Source organism: Streptomyces sp. NPDC000134 (genome assembly GCF_042899225.1).
Classification (GTDB): domain Bacteria; phylum Actinomycetota; class Actinomycetes; order Streptomycetales; family Streptomycetaceae; genus Streptomyces.
This window is the reverse complement of the sequence record NZ_JBIAZN010000001.1, coordinates 51048-67457: the sequence shown is the minus strand read 5'-3', so window position 1 is coordinate 67457 and position 16410 is coordinate 51048. Positions and strand designations below refer to the sequence as shown.

Here is a 16410-nt window from a genome sequence, read left to right as displayed (position 1 = left end):
GGTGAGTTGCCGGGTGCGGGTCCGTGTGCGGCTCGTCGCGCCCACGCGGCGGAGCCGCGCATCGGCACGGCCCCGCGCCCCTAAAGAAGGGGCGTTTCCGTGTCCTCGGGGATGGAGACCAGCCAGCGGGTGTCGCGGTGAGGGCGTAGGTAGAGGGCCCAGTACAGCGTCGCCGCCGCCGCTATGCCGCCTGTCCACAGGAGGTACTCCGGTTCCTGCTGCGTCAGGATGTAGGCGAGGACCACGATCAGGAGGACCGGAACCGCCGGCCACAGGGGCATGCGCCAGGCTGCCGTGTGGCGGTGGTTGCTGCGGCGGGCCAGCAGGGCCGCGACGGCGACCAGGAGGTACATGCCGGTCACCGAGACGCCGGTGACGCCGTACAGGGTGTCGAGGTTGACGAAGCACAGGGCCGCGCCGGGGACGCCGACCGCGAGGGTGGCGACCCAGGGGGAGCCGAAGCGGCCGAGCCGGGCGAAGAGCCGGTTGACCGGCTCGGGCCACGCCTTGTCGCGGGCGGAGGCGAACAGGACCCGGGAGTTCTGGATGACCATGACGATGCCCGCGTTGATGATCGCGAGGGCCACGCAGAGGCTGACGAAGGTGCCGGTGGCGGAGTTGGACCAGGCGGTGACCATGGCGCCGATGTCGCCGCCGGTCAGTTCGGCCAGGTCGGAGGCGCCCAGGGTGATGGCGACGACCGGCACCAGGATGATCGCGGTGGAGATGGCGAGGGTGGCCAGGACCGTGCGGGCGACGTTGCGGCGCGGGTTCTCCAGTTCCTCGGAGAGGTAGACGGCGGTGGAGAAGCCCTGGGTGACGAAGAGGGCGATGGCGAGGCCGGAGACGACCAGCATGCCGGTCACCGCGTCCGCGTGGCCGTCGGCGCCGGCCACCTCCATGGAGGCGAGGCTGCCGAGGCCGCGCTCGCCGTGGGCGAAGCCCAGCACCGCGACCAGGGCCGCCGCGATGACCTCCAGGACCAGGAAGACGCCGGTGATCCAGGCGTTGGCGCGCAGGTCCAGCAGGCCGGCCAGGGTGGCGAGCAGCATGACGCCGGCGCCGGCCGTGGCGGGGTCGAGGTGCACGATCGGGGCGAGGTAGTCGGCGGTGCCCATGGCGATCACCGGCGGCACGATCATCACGACCAGCAGGGAGAGCACGAAGACCAGCCAGCCCGCCAGCCGTCCGGCCATCGTCGACACCATGGCGTACTCGCCGCCCGCGCTGGGGATGAGGGTGCCCAGCTCCGAGTAGCAGAACGCGACGGCGATACAGAGCAGCGAGCCGATGGCGATGGTGAGGGCGGTGGCGGTGCCCAGCGAGCCGAACAGGTCGGGGACGACCACGAAGAGGGTCGAGGCGGGGGTCACGCACGAGAGGGTCAGAAGCGTCGCGCCGACGACTCCGATGGAACGCTTGAGCGTCCGGGGGCCGGGGTGGTCCGGGGGCGCGGCGGCGGTGGTTCCGGCGGGGCGGAGCGTGTCGGTCATGGAGCGTTTCCGATCGACTCGTGCGGTGAGGAAGAAAAGGGGGACGGGAGCGCTATCGCCTCCGGCGGCTGGGTCGTACGTGGTTCTGGGTCGCTCCCGGCGTATGAGAGAACCCTGGCGAAACCAGCACGTCAATGGGTGTTTTCCTGCGGAATCCGTTGCCCTGGGCGGGGGTCTCGCCCGGATACGGCACTTCGGGGTTGGGGTTCCCGGGTGTTGGCGGGTGCGGGAACCGCAGCGGGGCGGCGAAAAATTCACGTCCGGACAAGGCGCCGCCCCGCCTCCGGGAGCGGGGGCGGGGCGGCGGGGGCGCATCGGGTCAGTGGTTGCGGGGGAAGCCCAGGTCGACGCCGGCCGGGGCGTCGGCGGGGTCGGGCCAGCGGGTGGTGACGACCTTGCCGCGGGTGTAGAAGCGCGTGCCGTCGTTGCCGTAGATGTGGTGGTCGCCGAAGAGGGAGTCCTTCCAGCCGCCGAAGGAGTGGTAGCCGACGGGGACCGGGATCGGGACGTTGACGCCCACCATGCCGGCCTCGGCCTCCAGTTGGAAGCGGCGGGCGGCGCCGCCGTCCCGGGTGAAGATCGCGGTGCCGTTGCCGAACGGGGAGGCGTTGATCAGGGCCACGCCCTCCTCGTAGGTGCCGGCCCGCAGGACGCACAGCACCGGGCCGAAGATCTCGTCCTGGTACGCCTTCGCCGTGACCGGCACCCTGTCGAGCAGCGAGATGCCGATCCAGTGGCCGTCCTCGTGGCCCTCGACGGTGTGTCCGGTGCCGTCGAGGACGACCTCGCAGCCCTCGGCCGCCGCGTTCTCGACGTAGGACGCCACCTTGTCGCGGTGGGCCCTGGTGATCAGCGGGCCCATCTCGCTCGCCGGGTCGTTGCCGGGGCCGATCCTGATCTTCTCGGCGCGTTCGCGGATCTTCCGCACCAGTTCGTCGCCGACGGCGCCGACGGCGACGACCGCGGAGATCGCCATGCAGCGCTCGCCGGCCGAGCCGTAGGCCGCGCTCACCGCCGCGTCGGCCGCCGCGTCGAGGTCGGCGTCGGGCAGCACCAGCATGTGGTTCTTGGCGCCGCCGAGGGCCTGGACGCGCTTGCCGTGGGCGGAGGCGGTGGCGTGGATGTGGCGGGCGATGGGCGTGGAGCCGACGAAGGAGACGGCCTTGACGTCGGGGTGCTCCAGGAGGCGGTCGACGGCCGCCTTGTCGCCGTGGACGACGTTGAAGACGCCGTCCGGCAGCCCGGCCTCGGCGAACAGTTCGGCGAGCCGGTTGGCGGCGGAGGGGTCCTTCTCGCTGGGCTTGAGGACGAAGGTGTTGCCGCAGGCGATGGCGATCGGGAACATCCACATCGGCACCATCGCCGGGAAGTTGAACGGCGTGATGCCGGCGACGACGCCCAGCGGCTGCCGGATCGCGGCCACGTCCACGCGGCCGGCGACCTGGGTGGACAGCTCGCCCTTCAACTGCACGGTGATGCCGCAGGCCAGGTCGACGATCTCCAGGCCCCGGGCGACCTCGCCGAGCGCGTCGGAGTGCACCTTGCCGTGTTCGGCGGTGATCAGCGCGGCGATCTCGTCGCGGTGGGCGTCCAGCAGCGCCCGGAAGCGGAAGAGGATCTCCGTACGCCGGGCCAGCGAGGACTGCCCCCAGGTGGCGTACGCCTCCCGCGCGGCGGCGACCGCGGCGTCCACCTCCTCGGCCGAGGCGAAGGCGACCCGGGTGGTGACCTGGCCGGTCGCCGGGTCGGTCACCGGTCCGTGGCGGCCGGAGGCGCCTTCGACGGTCCTGCCGCCGATCCAGTGGTTGACGAGGTGCGTCATGACCGAGAACTCCTTCACAGAGGGCGGCGTCGGGTCGAGAGGTGCCGTGCGTCCATCCCACCAGGCGCGGGCCCGCCACGGGCTCGACACAGTGTCTGCGGTTCGGGCCCGCCCGTAGACACATGACCTCCGGCGCGGGGGCCGTGGCGGGCGGGGAGTCGGCGCTCGCCCTTCGCTCCTGCCAGGGCGAAGCGGTCTCCCGCGCCGGAGGCGATCGGTGATCGGCGGTCCGCCGGTCCGGGGGCACGGCGGCCTGTCGCGCCGACTCCCCGCTTTCTAGCCCGGCCCGCGACGGCTGTCAATGGTTTGTCCGGACATTCGGACGACCCGGTCCACGCCCTGTCACAAACGCCTCGGCCGTGTCACGGGTGTCGCGACCGGGCAGCGGTCGTGTCACAGTCGCGCACGGCTCACGCGCGGCTCGCGCGCTTGCGTCGCACCCGGGACACAGGCTGGGTGACCGCCAGCGCAGCGCCCGGCTCCCCCTGGGCGGCCGTCCCGGCCGCCGCCGCGGCGCGCGTGGGGAGGTGCGTCCCATGACCGACCGGCAGCTCTGGTCCTACAAGGACATCGCGGCCCATATCCGGGTCCAGCCGGACACCGTCCGCTCGTACCGCAAGCACGGCCTGCTGCCGCCGCCCGACCATGTGGAGAACGGCAAGCCCTACTGGTACGCGGACACCGTCCGGGCGTGGGCGGCCTCCCGGCCGGGGAACAGGCGGCGCTAGGGCCTGTCGTTTGGATCAGGTCGCAGGGAATCTGCTGCGCCTCGTCATGCCGGTGAGCGGGGCCTGGTGCGTGCAGATGCAAGGCGGAGGAGGGCGGCAACGCGGAGCGTTGACAACCGACGACAACGCCGCAGATGCGCGTGCCAGGCCCCGCGTCTGCGGGCTGATCCAAACGACAGGCCCTAGGTGCGTGCGGGGCCCCGCGTCCGCGGGCCGATCCGGACGACAGGCCCTGGGCGGGGGCGTTCCCGGAGCGGCCCGGATGCGCGGTCGCCTTACCCCCTAGGGGTATGGTGGAGGCGAGGTGACCCCATCGCGGGTCACGGGTACTCCACCCACACGCCCCGACGAGGAGTAGACATGACCGCCCACACCGACACCCAGGGTTCCGTCACCGCCGTCTACAAGGTGAGCGGAATGAGCTGCGGACACTGCGAGGGCGCCGTCTCCGGCGAGATCGGCGAGCTGCCCGGCGTCACCTCGGTGAAGGCCGTCGCCTCCACCGGCGAGGTCACCGTCGTCTCCGACGCCCCGCTGGAGGAGGCGGCGGTGCGCGCGGCGGTGGACGAGGCGGGCTTCGAACTGGCCGGCCGGTCCTGACCCGGCCGGCCCGCGCCCGTGGCCGTACGGGGCCGACCGGCACCGCGTGCCATCGGACGGCGCCGGCCCGCAGCCCGTCCGTCCGCCGTACGGGCCGACCGGTACCCCCGTGACGACGCCGGACGGGCCGATTCGCAGTCCGTACGGGTCCGTCCGTACGGGCCGACGCGCACCCCGTGACGTCGGACGGGGGCCGGTCCGCGGCCCGTCCGTCCGTACAGACCGACGCGTGCCCCGTGACGTCGGACAGGGCCGGTCCGCGGCCCGTCCGTCCGTACGGGCCGGCCCGGACCCCGTGGCCGTAGCGGGGCCGGTCCGACCCCGCAGGAAGTCTTCCGCCGACCGGACCGCCGCCGCACGGTCCGGTCCGCCGTCTGGAGCCGGAGCATGACCACCAGTACCGCCCGCACCCCGTCGGCACCGGCGCCCGCCGGCCCCGGTCCCGGCCACTCGGAGGTCGAGCTGCGCATCGGCGGGATGACCTGCGCCTCGTGCGCGGCCCGCGTCGAGAAGAAGCTCAACCGCATGGAGGGCGTCACCGCCACGGTCAACTACGCGACCGAGAAGGCCCGGGTCGCCTACCCCGCCGGCACCGAGGTCGCCGACCTGATCGCCACCGTGGTGAAGACCGGGTACACGGCCGAGGAACCCCCGCCGCCGGAGCCCGCCGCCACCGCCCCGGACCCTGCGCGCGAGGACGCCTCGCGCGAGGACACCGACCCGGAGCTGTCCGCCCTGCGGCAGCGGCTCACCGTCTCCGCCCTGCTCGCCCTGCCCGTCGTCCTGCTCGCCATGGTCCCGGCCGCCCAGTTCGACAACTGGCAGTGGCTGTCGCTCACCCTCGCGGCGCCCGTCGTGGTCTGGGGCGGGCTGCCCTTCCACCGCGCCGCCCGGACCAACCTCCGGCACGGCGCGGCCACCATGGACACGCTGGTCTCGCTCGGCACCCTCGCGGCGTTCGGCTGGTCGCTGTGGGCGCTGTTCCTCGGCGACGCGGGGATGCCGGGCATGCGGCACCCCTTCGCCTGGACCGTCTCCCGCGCGGACGGCACCGCCACGATCTACCTGGAGGTCGCCGCAGGCGTCACCGTCTTCATCCTGCTCGGCCGCTTCCTGGAGGCCCGCTCCAAGCGCCGCGCCGGCGCCGCCCTGCGGGCCCTGCTGGACCTGGGCGCCAAGGACGTCGCGGTGCTGCGCGACGGGCGCGAGACGCGGATACCGGCGGACCGGCTCGCCGTCGGCGACCGGTTCGTCGTCCGCCCCGGCGAGAAGATCGCCACCGACGGTACGGTCGTCGAGGGCACCTCCGCCGTGGACGCCGCCCTGCTGACCGGCGAGTCGGTGCCCGTGGACGTCACGGTCGGCGACGCCGTCACCGGGGCCACGGTCAACGCCGGGGGCAGGCTGGTGGTCGAGGCCACCCGGGTCGGCGCCGACACCCGGCTGGCCCGGATGGCCCGCCTGGTCGAGGACGCGCAGAGCGGCAAGGCCGAGGTGCAGCGGCTCGCCGACCGGGTCGCCGGGATCTTCGTCCCGGCGGTGCTGCTGATCGCGGCGGGCACCTTCGGAAGCTGGCTGGGAACCACCGGTGACACGGTCGCCGCGTTCACCGCCGCCGTCGCCGTCCTGATCATCGCCTGCCCGTGCGCCCTGGGCCTGGCCACGCCGACCGCCCTGCTGGTCGGCACCGGGCGCGGCGCCCAGCTCGGCATCCTCATCAAGGGCCCCGAGGTCCTGGAGTCCACCCGGCGCGTGGACACCGTCGTCCTGGACAAGACCGGCACCGTCACCACCGGCCGGATGACCCTGGTGGCGGTGTACGCCGCCGAGGGCACCGACGAGCGGGAGGTACTGCGGCTGGCCGGCGCGGTCGAGCACGCCTCCGAGCATCCGGTGGCGCGCGCCGTCGCGGCGGGCGCCGCGGAACGCATCGGTGCGCTCCCGCCCGTCGAGGACTTCACCAACGTGCCGGGAAGGGGCGTACGCGCCCGTGTGGCGGGCCGCGAGGTCGCCGTCGGCCGCCGCCTGTTCGACCACGTGCCCGACGAGGTCGCACGGGCCGTCAGGGCGGCCGAGGAGGACGGGTGCACGGCCGTCCCGGTCGGCTGGGACGGCGAGGCGCGCGGGATGGTCGCCGTCGCCGACGCGGTCGCGGAGACCAGCGCCGAGGCGGTGGCCGCGCTGCGCGAGCTGGGCCTGCGGCCCGTCCTGCTGACCGGCGACAACCGGCGGGTCGCCGAGTCCGTCGCCCGTGAGGTCGGTATCGACCCCGGCGACGTGATCGCCGAGGTGCTGCCCGAGGAGAAGGCCGAGGTGGTGAAGAGGCTGCGCGCCGAGGGCCGTACGGTCGCCATGGTCGGGGACGGCGTCAACGACGCGGCGGCGCTGGCCACCGCCGATCTGGGCCTGGCGATGGGCACCGGGGCGGACGCGGCGATCGAGGCGAGCGATCTGACGCTGGTCCGGGGCGACCTGCGGGTGGCCGCGGACGCGATCCGCCTCTCCCGGCGGACCCTCGCGACGATCAAGGGCAACCTGGTCTGGGCCTTCGGCTACAACGTGGCCGCGCTGCCGCTGGCCGCCGCCGGGCTGCTGAACCCGATGATCGCGGGGGCCGCGATGGCCTTCTCCTCGGTCTTCGTGGTCAGCAACAGCCTGAGGCTGCGGACTTTTCACTGAGGTGCCTCTGGAGTCCGGAACCCACCTCACATAAGCTCTTCACAAGGCTCGCGCATCTTCCTTACGCTGGGCGCGTTCGACATATCGGCCTCTTGCGCATTTACCGGACATATGCAAGAGACGCAGATCACAGTGATCCGAACGTAACCAACGAAGGGGTTCGAAGGTCTAAGTTGGCGATGTCGGGGAGCGTCTTGGGGGGCGCTGCCGGGCATCTGGGGATGTCTTGGGGGACTTCTCCAGAGATGCGTTGCCGGGACACGTACACCGGGGAGCTTTGAGCGGCCCTCCCGAGCGTGCGCTGTCCCGGCAGACCGCAGGTGCACGATGCGCGACACAGCGATTCAGGCGCTGTCCTCACAAGCGCCCGGCCGGATCCCGTGGGGGGAATCCGCACCGGGACATGGGAAGGCGCCCTGGTCGTCGGCCCGTGGGGGGACCGACGCCGGGGCGCCTTTCGTCGTGGCCCTCTTCCTCGCCTTCCGGGACGCACCAAGGCCCCGCGTCCGACGTGATCGGACCCGGGGCCGGTACGCGGACCTGAGGCTCAGCGCTCCTCGACGGGCACGAAGTCGCGCTCGACCACGCCGGTGTAGATCTGGCGCGGGCGGCCGATGCGGGAACCCGGCTCCTTGATCATCTCGTGCCACTGGGCGATCCAGCCCGGCAGCCGGCCGAGGGCGAACAGGACCGTGAACATCTCGGTCGGGAAGCCCATGGCCCGGTAGATCAGACCGGTGTAGAAGTCGACGTTCGGGTAGAGGCTGCGCGAGACGAAGTAGTCGTCGGAGAGCGCGTGCTCCTCCAGCTTCAGCGCGATGTCCAGCAGCTCGTCGGACTTGCCGAGGGCGGAGAGGACATCGTGCGCGGCGGCCTTGATGATCTTGGCGCGGGGGTCGAAGTTCTTGTAGACCCGGTGGCCGAAGCCCATCAGGCGGACGCCGTCCTCCTTGTTCTTCACCTTGCGGATGAAGGAGTCGACGTCGCCGCCCGCGTCGCGGATGCCTTCCAGCATCTCCAGCACCGACTGGTTGGCGCCGCCGTGCAGCGGGCCCCACAGGGCGTTGATGCCGGCCGAGATCGACGCGAACATGTTCGCCTGCGAGGAGCCGACCAGGCGGACGGTGGAGGTCGAACAGTTCTGCTCGTGGTCCGCGTGCAGGATCAGCAGCTTGTCCAGCGCGGAGACCACGACCGGGTCCAGGTCGTACTCCTGCGCCGGCACGGAGAACGTCATCCGCAGGAAGTTCTCGACGTAGCCGAGGTCGTTGCGCGGGTAGACGAACGGGTGGCCGACCGACTTCTTGTACGCGTACGCCGCGATCGTCGGAAGCTTGGCGAGCAGCCGGATCGTGGAGAGGTTGCGCTGCTGCTCGTCGAACGGGTTGTGGCTGTCCTGGTAGAAGGTGGACAGCGCCGAGACCACCGACGACAGCATGGCCATCGGGTGCGCGTCGCGCGGGAAGCCCCGGTAGAAGTTCTTGACGTCCTCGTGCAGCAGGGTGTGCTGCGTGATCTCGTTCTTGAACGAGGTGAGCTGGTCGACGGTCGGCAGCTCGCCGTTGATCAGCAGATAAGCGACCTCCAGGAACGTGGAGCGCTCGGCAAGCTGCTCGATCGGGTAGCCGCGGTACCGGAGGATGCCCGCCTCGCCGTCCAGGTACGTAATGGCGGATTTGTAGGCGGCGGTGTTGCCGTAACCGCTGTCCAGCGTCACCAGACCGGTCTGGGCGCGGAGCTTGCCGATGTCGAAGCCCTTGTCACCGACGGTGCTGTCGATCACCGGGTAGGTGTACTCGCCGTCGCCGTACCGCAGTACTACAGAGTTGTCGCTCACGTCTTCCCTCACCGACGTAGTGCCTCATCTTCGAGGTGCCCTGACTGTCTCTACCATCCCCCACTTGGCTCAGGAGAGTGCACTCGGGGTCGACCATCGGGCCTATTGGCGGCACTCAGTGCCGCCAACTTGCTCATACTGCCCCCTCTGTTCCCCTTCGGGAAGTGCTCTGTGACCTTCGCGACTCGTTTGATCGATCATTTTTCCGCGAGGTGGCCTCCGGGGTCCCGGTCAGGGCTGCGCCAGCCGGAAGTCGAGGGCCGTGCAGCGCCGGCCGGCCGACACCGTGCGCACCGCCTGCCCGATCGCCTTGCGGGAACCGACCAGGACGACCAGCTTCTTCGCCCGGGTGACCGCCGTGTAGAGCAGGTTGCGCTGGAGCATCATCCACGCGCCCGTGGTCACGGGGATGACCACCGCCGGGTACTCGCTGCCCTGGGAGCGGTGGATGGTCACCGCGTAGGCATGGGCCAGCTCGTCCAGTTCGTCGAACTCGTACGGCACCTCCTCGTCCTCGTCGGTCAGCACCGTCAGGCGCTGCTCGACCGGGTCGAGCGAGGTGACCACGCCCACGGTGCCGTTGAAGACGCCGTTCTCCCCCTTCTCGTAGTTGTTGCGGATCTGGGTGACCTTGTCGCCGACGCGGAAGACCCGGCCGCCGAACCGCTTCTCGGGGACGTCCGGGCGGCCCGGGGTGACGGCCTGCTGGAGAAGCCCGTTGAGCGTGCCGGCGCCGGCGGGCCCGCGGTGCATCGGCGCGAGGACCTGGACGTCCCGGCGGGGGTCCAGGCCGAACCTGGCCGGGATGCGCCGCGCCGCCACGTCCACGGTGAGCCGGCCGGCCTCCTCGGTGTCGTCCTCGACGAAGAGGAAGAAGTCCTTCATGCCGTCGGTGACGGGGTGCTGTCCGGCGTTGATCCGGTGCGCGTTGGTGACCACGCCGGACTGCTGGGCCTGCCGGAACACCCGGGTCAGCCGCACCGCCGGGACGGGACCGCCCTCGGCGAGCAGGTCCCGGAGCACCTCTCCCGCGCCGACGCTGGGGAGCTGGTCGACGTCCCCCACGAACAGCAGATGCGCCCCCGGCGGTACGGCCTTGACCAGCTTGTTGGCCAGCAGCAGGTCCAGCATCGACGCCTCGTCCACGACCACCAGGTCGGCGTCGAGCGGCCGCTCCCGGTCGTACGCCGCGTCACCGCCCGGCTTCAGCTCCAGCAGCCGGTGCACGGTGGACGCCTCCGCGCCGGTCAGCTCGGCCAGCCGCTTGGCGGCCCGGCCGGTCGGCGCGGCCAGCACGACCTTGGCCCGCTTGGCCCGCGCCAGCTCCACGATCGACCGCACGGTGAACGACTTGCCGCAGCCCGGACCACCGGTCAGCACCGCGACCTTCTCGGTCAGCGCGAGCTTCACGGCCGCCTCCTGCTCGGGCGCGAGGTCGGTGCCCGTGCGCCCCTTCAGCCAGGTGAGCGCCTTGTCCCAGGCGACGTCCCGGAAGGCCGGCATGCGGTCCTGGCCGGTGCGCAGCAGCCTCAGGAGCTGCGCGGACAGGGAGAGTTCGGCGCGGTGGAACGGGACGAGGTAGACGGCGGTGACCGGGTCGCCGCCCTGCGGGTCGGGCACCTTCTCCCGCACCACCCCCGGGTCCTCGCCCTCCGCCGGCTCCGCCGCCAGCTCGCCGAGACACTCGATGACCAGCCCGGTGTCGACCTGGAGCAGCTTCACCGCGTCCGCGATCAGCTTCTCCTCGGGCAGATAGCAGTGCCCCTGGTCGGTGGCCTGGCTCAGCGCGTACTGGAGCCCGGCCTTGACCCGGTCCGGGCTGTCGTGCGGGATGCCGACCGACTGGGCGATCTTGTCGGCGGTGAGGAAGCCGATGCCCCAGACGTCGGACGCGAGCCGGTAGGGCTGGTTCTTCACGACCGAGATCGACGCGTCGCCGTACTTCTTGTAGATCCGCACCGCGATCGACGTCGACACCTCGACGGTCTGGAGGAACAGCATGACCTCCTTGATCGCCTTCTGCTCCTCCCACGCCTCGGCGATCTTCTTCGTCCGCTTCGGGCCGAGGCCGGGGACCTCGATCAGCCGCTTCGGCTCCTCCTCGATGATCCGCAGGGTGTCCGTGCCGAAGTGCTGGGTGATCCGGTCGGCGAAGACCGGCCCGATGCCCTTGACCAGGCCGGAGCCGAGGTAGCGCCGGATGCCCTGGACGGTGGCCGGCAGCACGGTGGTGTAGTTCTCCACCGTGAACTGCTTGCCGTACTGCGGGTGCGAGCCCCACCGGCCCTCCATCCGCAGCGACTCCCCCACCTGCGCGCCGAGCAGCGCGCCGACGACGGTGAGCAGATCACCGGCGCCCCGGCCGGTGTCGACCCGGGCGACCGTGTAGCCGTTCTCCTCGTTGGCGTACGTGATCCGCTCCAGGACGCCTTCGACGACAGCGAGCCTTCGTTCACCGGGAGCGGCGCCTGCGGACTGGTTGGGCATGATCCGACGGTACCCGTGGGGTGTGACAGCACCGCGGCGGCGGTCCTCCGGTCCCTCCGGGTCACGATTGGGTCTCGGGCTGGCCCCACCCCCTTGCCAGTCGCTCGTGTAATCGATTCCAATCCTCCGTGTAATCGATTCCACGAGGAGGTGGAACGACGATGGCGAGCATCAAGGACGTTGCCGCCGGGGCCGGGGTGTCCGTCGCCACCGTGTCGCGCGTGCTCAACGGGCATCCGTCGGTCAGCGCGGAGGCGAGGAAGCGGGTGCTGGCCGCCGTCGAGGCGCTGGGGTACCGGCCGAACGCCCTGGCGCGATCGCTGCGGACGGACCAGACCCGCACCCTCGGGCTGGTCATCAGCGATGTGCTGAACCCGTACTTCACCGAGCTGGCGCGGTCCGTGGAGGAAGAGGCCCGCGCGCTCGGGTACAGCGTGATCATCGGGAACGCCGACGAGCGGCCCGAGTTGCAGGACCACCACGTCACGACGCTGCTGGACCGGCGTATCGACGGACTGCTGGTGTCGCCCACCGACGGCGGGTCGCCCCGGATGCTCGAAGCCGCGCGTGGCGGGACGCCGATGGTGTTCGTGGACCGGTGGATACCGGGCGTCGACGTGCCGGTGGTGCGGTCGGACGGCCGGGATGCCGTACGGGATCTCGTCGCGCATCTGCACGGGCTCGGGCACCGCAGGCTGGCGATCATCGCCGGGCCGGCGGCGACCACCACCGGACGCGAGCGGGTGGACGCCTTCCGGGCGGCGCTCGGGGAGTTCGGGCTGCCGCTGCCCGCCGACCACATCGGCCAGGGCGACTTCCAGGCGGACAGCGGGCGGCGGGTCACCGAGGGGTTCCTCGACCTGCCCGAGCCGCCCGAGGTCGTGTTCGCCGCCGACAACCTGATGGCGCTGGGCGCCCTGGACGCCGTACGGGCGCGGGGGCTGCGGGTGCCGGAGGACATCGCGCTGGCCGCGTTCGACGACATCCCGTGGTTCGTGCACACCGATCCGCCGGTCACCGCCATCGCCCAGCCCACGGGGGAGCTGGGCCGGGCCGCCGTACGGGCACTGGTCGACCGGATCGAGGGGCGGCGCCCGGAGTCGGTGGCGCTGCCCGCGCGACTGGTGGTGCGGCGCTCCTGCGGGGCGCCCGGTTCCTCCCCGCACTCCCCCGACTCCCCCGACTCCCCCGACTCCCCCGACTCCCCCGTCTCCCCTGCTTCTTCCGCCTCTTCCGCCTCTTCCGTACGAAGGAGTACGCCGTGAGCGACCCGGACGAGTTGCTGCGCATCGAGGGCATCCGCAAGGTCTTCCCCGGCGTGGTCGCGCTCGACGGCGTGGACTTCGATCTGCGCCGGGGCGAGGTGCACGTCCTGCTCGGTGAGAACGGGGCCGGCAAGAGCACCCTGATCAAGACGCTGTCCGGTGCCCACACGCCCGACGCGGGCCGCATCCTCGTCGGGGGCGAGGAGGTGCGGATCGACGGGGCGCAGGACGCCGAGCGGCTCGGGATCGCGACCATCTACCAGGAGTTCAACCTCGTACCGGATCTGACCGTCGCCGAGAACATCTTCCTCGGCCGGCAGCCCCGGCGGTTCGGGATGATCGACCGGAAGGCGATGGAGGCCGAGGCCGCCGAGCTGCTGGAGCGGGTGGGCGTCAGCGTCCCGCCCCGGACACGGGTGCGGGAACTGGGCATCGCACGCCTTCAGATGGTCGAGATCGCCAAGGCGCTGAGCCTGGACGCCCGTGTGCTGATCATGGACGAGCCGACCGCCGTGCTCACCTCGGAAGAGGTGGAGAAGCTGTTCGCCATCGTGCGCAGGCTGCGCGAGGACGGCGTGGGCATCGTCTTCATCACCCATCACCTCGAAGAGATCGCCGCGCTCGGGGACCGGGTCACCGTCATCCGCGACGGGGCCAGTGTGGGGCAGGTGCCCGCCTCCACGCCCGAGGACGAACTCGTACGGCTGATGGTGGGGCGGTCGATCGAGCAGCAGTACCCGCGCGAACCGGCGGACGCCGGCGCGGCGCTGCTCACGGTGGAGGGACTCACCCGCGACGGGGTCTTCCACGACGTCAGCTTCGAGGTGCGGGCCGGCGAGGTCGTCGGCATCGCGGGGCTGGTGGGGGCCGGACGCACCGAGGTGGTGCGGGCCGTCTTCGGCGCCGACCCCTACGACGCGGGCAGCGTGCGGGTCGGCGGCGCGCCGCTGCGGCGGCACGACGTGACCGCCGCGATGGCCGCCGGGATCGGACTGGTGCCCGAGGACCGCAAGGGCCAGGGGCTGGTGCTGGACGCCTCCGTCGAGGAGAACCTCGGGCTGGTGACGCTCCGGTCGGCCTCCCGCGCGGGGCTCGTCGATCTGAAGGCCCAGCGCGAGGCCGCCGCCCGGATCGCCGGGCAGCTCGGTGTGCGGATGGCCGGTCTCGGCCAGCAGGTGCGCACCCTCTCCGGCGGCAACCAGCAGAAGGTCGTCATCGGCAAGTGGCTGCTGGCCGACACCCGGGTGCTGATCCTCGACGAGCCGACCCGGGGCATCGACGTCGGCGCCAAGGTCGAGATCTACCAGCTCGTCAACGAGCTGACCGCGCAGGGCGCCGCCGTCCTGATGATCTCCAGCGATCTGCCCGAGGTGCTCGGCATGAGCGACCGGGTGCTGGTGATGGCGCAGGGCCGGATCGCCGGCGAACTCGCCGCCGGGGAAGCCACCCAGGACGCCGTGATGGCGCTCGCCGTCGGCACCACGAACCACAGCAACGGAACGGAGGCCCCCGGTGGCCACTGACACCCTCAAGAGCAAGCCGGGCGCCTCGGGCGGGCTGCGCCGCCTGCTGCTCGACAACGGCGCGCTGACCGCGCTGATCGTCCTCGTCATCGCCATGTCGGCGCTCTCCGGGGACTTCCTGACCACCGACAACCTGCTCAACGTCGGCGTCCAGGCGGCGGTGACCGCGATCCTGGCGTTCGGCGTCACCTTCGTGATCGTCTCGGCGGGCATCGACCTGTCGGTCGGTTCGGTGGCCGCGCTGTCGGCGACCGTGCTGGCGTGGACCGCGTCGCAGGCCGGGGTGCCGGTGCCGATAGCCGTGCTGCTGGCGGTGCTGACCGGTGCCGCGTGCGGCCTGGTCAACGGTTTCCTCGTGTCGTACGGGAAGCTGCCGCCGTTCATCGCGACGCTGGCCATGCTGTCGGTGGGGCGCGGGCTGTCGCTGGTGATCTCGCAGGGCTCGCCGATCCCGTTCCCCGACTCGGTCTCGCACCTCGGGGACACGCTGGGCGACTGGCTGCCCGTGCCGGTACTGGTGATGATCGTGCTGGGGCTGGTCACGGCCCTGGTGCTGGGGCGGACGTACATCGGCCGGTCGATGTACGCGATCGGCGGCAACGAGGAGGCCGCGCGGCTGTCGGGGCTGCGGGTGAAGCGGCAGAAGCTGGCGATCTACGCGTTCTCCGGGCTGTTCGCCGCCGCCGCGGGCATCGTGCTCGCCGCCCGGCTGTCCTCCGCGCAGCCGCAGGCCGCGCAGGGGTACGAGCTGGACGCCATCGCCGCGGTCGTCATCGGCGGCGCGTCGCTGGCGGGCGGCACCGGCAAGGCGTCGGGCACGCTGATCGGCGCGCTGATCCTCGCGGTGCTGCGCAACGGCCTGAACCTGCTGTCGGTGTCGGCGTTCTGGCAGCAGGTCGTCATCGGTGTCGTCATAGCCCTGGCCGTGCTGCTGGACACCGCGCGGCGCAAGGCGGGGGCCACCCCGGCCGCTGCCGGTGCCGGCGGCGGCAAGGGCAGGCAGGCGGTCACGTACGTCATCGCGGCCGTGGTCGCCGTCGCGGTGGCCGGCACGACCTCGCTGCTGCACGGCGGGGCCGAGGCGGGCACGAAGCGGAAGATCGGCCTGTCGCTGTCGACGCTGAACAACCCCTTCTTCGTACAGATCCGGGCGGGCGCCCAGGAGGAGGCCCGGAAGCTGGGCGTCGACCTGACCGTCACGGACGCGCAGAACGACGCCTCGCAGCAGGCCAACCAGGTGCAGAACTTCACCAGCGAGGGCCTGTCGTCGGTCGTCGTCAACCCGGTCGACTCCGACGCGGCGGGCCCCTCGGTGCGCTCGGCCAACAAGGCGGACATCCCGGTCGTCGCCGTGGACCGCGGCGTCAACAAGGCGGACACGGCGGCGCTGGTCGCCTCCGACAACGTCGAGGGCGGTGAGCTGGGCGCCGAGGCGCTCGCCGAGAAGCTGGGCGGCAAGGGCACCATCGTGATCCTCCAGGGGCAGGCGGGCACCTCCGCCAGCCGGGAGCGCGGGGCGGGCTTCGCGGCCGGGCTGAAGAAGTACCCGGGCATCGAGGTGGTCGCCCAGCAGCCCGCGGACTTCGACCGCACCAAGGGCCTGGACGTGATGACCAACCTGCTCCAGGCGCACCCCGGCATCACGGGCGTCTTCGCGGAGAACGACGAGATGGCCCTCGGCGCGATCAAGGCGCTGGGCGCCAAGGCCGGGAAGTCCGTGCAGGTCGTCGGCTTCGACGGCACCCCGGACGGGCTGGCGGCCGTACGGAACGGCACGTTGTACGCGTCGGTGGCGCAACAGCCGAAGGAACTGGGCAGGATCGCCGTGGACAACGCGCTGCGGGCAGCCGAGGGGAAGCGGGTCGAGAAGACGGTGAAGGTTCCGGTGAAGGTCGTCACCCGTCAGAACGTGGCCGGTTTCGACGGCTGACAGACAGCACCCGGGCGGGCGGTCGCGTGACCGCCCGCCCTCGTGA

General features: G+C 71.9%; 10 protein-coding genes and 1 pseudogene. 6 read left to right on the top strand and 5 right to left on the bottom strand.

The window, feature by feature from the left end; translation table 11 throughout:
• Positions 1-80: 80 nt before the first annotated feature.
• From ACFY32_RS00275 to ACFY32_RS00265, 3 genes and pseudogenes are all read right to left on the bottom strand, one after another.
• The gene (locus tag ACFY32_RS00275) at positions 81-1493 is read right to left on the bottom strand and encodes an APC family permease (RefSeq protein ID WP_390673021.1); all 1413 of its coding nucleotides are present in this window, start codon (positions 1491-1493) and stop codon (positions 81-83) included.
• A 319-nt stretch (positions 1494-1812) separates the two neighbouring features.
• Complete coding sequence (gene mmsA / locus ACFY32_RS00270) at positions 1813-3315, bottom strand: CoA-acylating methylmalonate-semialdehyde dehydrogenase (protein ID WP_390673020.1); 1503 nt, start codon at positions 3313-3315, stop codon at positions 1813-1815.
• A 137-nt stretch (positions 3316-3452) separates the two neighbouring features.
• Positions 3453-3551 (bottom strand): annotated as a pseudogene (locus tag ACFY32_RS00265) (5-deoxy-glucuronate isomerase); the annotation flags it as partial.
• A 300-nt stretch (positions 3552-3851) separates the two neighbouring features.
• On the opposite strand from ACFY32_RS00265, the gene ACFY32_RS00260 reads away from it, so the two are divergent.
• The 3 genes from ACFY32_RS00260 to ACFY32_RS00250 all read left to right on the top strand — a co-directional run bounded on the left by ACFY32_RS00260 (position 3852) and on the right by ACFY32_RS00250 (position 7322).
• Positions 3852-4043: a MerR family transcriptional regulator gene (locus ACFY32_RS00260; protein ID WP_359192178.1), complete on the top strand. Its 192-nt coding sequence runs from the start codon at positions 3852-3854 to the stop codon at positions 4041-4043.
• A gap of 360 nt (positions 4044-4403) precedes the next feature.
• A complete protein-coding gene (locus ACFY32_RS00255; protein ID WP_359192181.1) occupies positions 4404-4643 on the top strand; it encodes a cation transporter in 240 nt (79 codons plus the stop codon).
• A gap of 387 nt (positions 4644-5030) precedes the next feature.
• Positions 5031-7322 (top strand): heavy metal translocating P-type ATPase, encoded by a 2292-nt coding sequence (locus ACFY32_RS00250; protein ID WP_390673019.1) that lies wholly within the window; start codon positions 5031-5033, stop codon positions 7320-7322.
• Positions 7323-7869: 547 nt separating this feature from the next.
• On the opposite strand, the gene ACFY32_RS00245 is transcribed toward ACFY32_RS00250, so the two are convergent.
• Positions 7870-9159: a citrate synthase gene (locus ACFY32_RS00245; RefSeq protein WP_359192187.1), complete on the bottom strand. Its 1290-nt coding sequence runs from the start codon at positions 9157-9159 to the stop codon at positions 7870-7872.
• Positions 9160-9390: 231 nt separating this feature from the next.
• Positions 9391-11646 (bottom strand): ATP-dependent RecD-like DNA helicase, encoded by a 2256-nt coding sequence (locus ACFY32_RS00240; RefSeq protein ID WP_390673018.1) that lies wholly within the window; start codon positions 11644-11646, stop codon positions 9391-9393.
• Positions 11647-11807: 161 nt separating this feature from the next.
• Here ACFY32_RS00240 and ACFY32_RS00235 point away from each other — a divergent pair, with 161 nt between their 5' ends.
• The 3 genes from ACFY32_RS00235 to ACFY32_RS00225 are packed head-to-tail and all read left to right on the top strand — an operon-like array spanning position 11808 to position 16364.
• Complete coding sequence (locus ACFY32_RS00235; protein ID WP_390673017.1) at positions 11808-12911, top strand: LacI family DNA-binding transcriptional regulator; 1104 nt, start codon at positions 11808-11810, stop codon at positions 12909-12911.
• The gene (locus ACFY32_RS00230) at positions 12908-14434 is read left to right on the top strand and encodes a sugar ABC transporter ATP-binding protein (protein WP_359192197.1); all 1527 of its coding nucleotides are present in this window, start codon (positions 12908-12910) and stop codon (positions 14432-14434) included. Before ACFY32_RS00235 ends, ACFY32_RS00230 begins: the two co-directional genes overlap by 4 nt.
• Positions 14424-16364: a substrate-binding domain-containing protein gene (locus tag ACFY32_RS00225; protein WP_390673016.1), complete on the top strand. Its 1941-nt coding sequence runs from the start codon at positions 14424-14426 to the stop codon at positions 16362-16364. The genes ACFY32_RS00230 and ACFY32_RS00225 overlap by 11 nt, the downstream gene beginning before the upstream one ends.
• Positions 16365-16410: the final 46 nt, after the last annotated feature.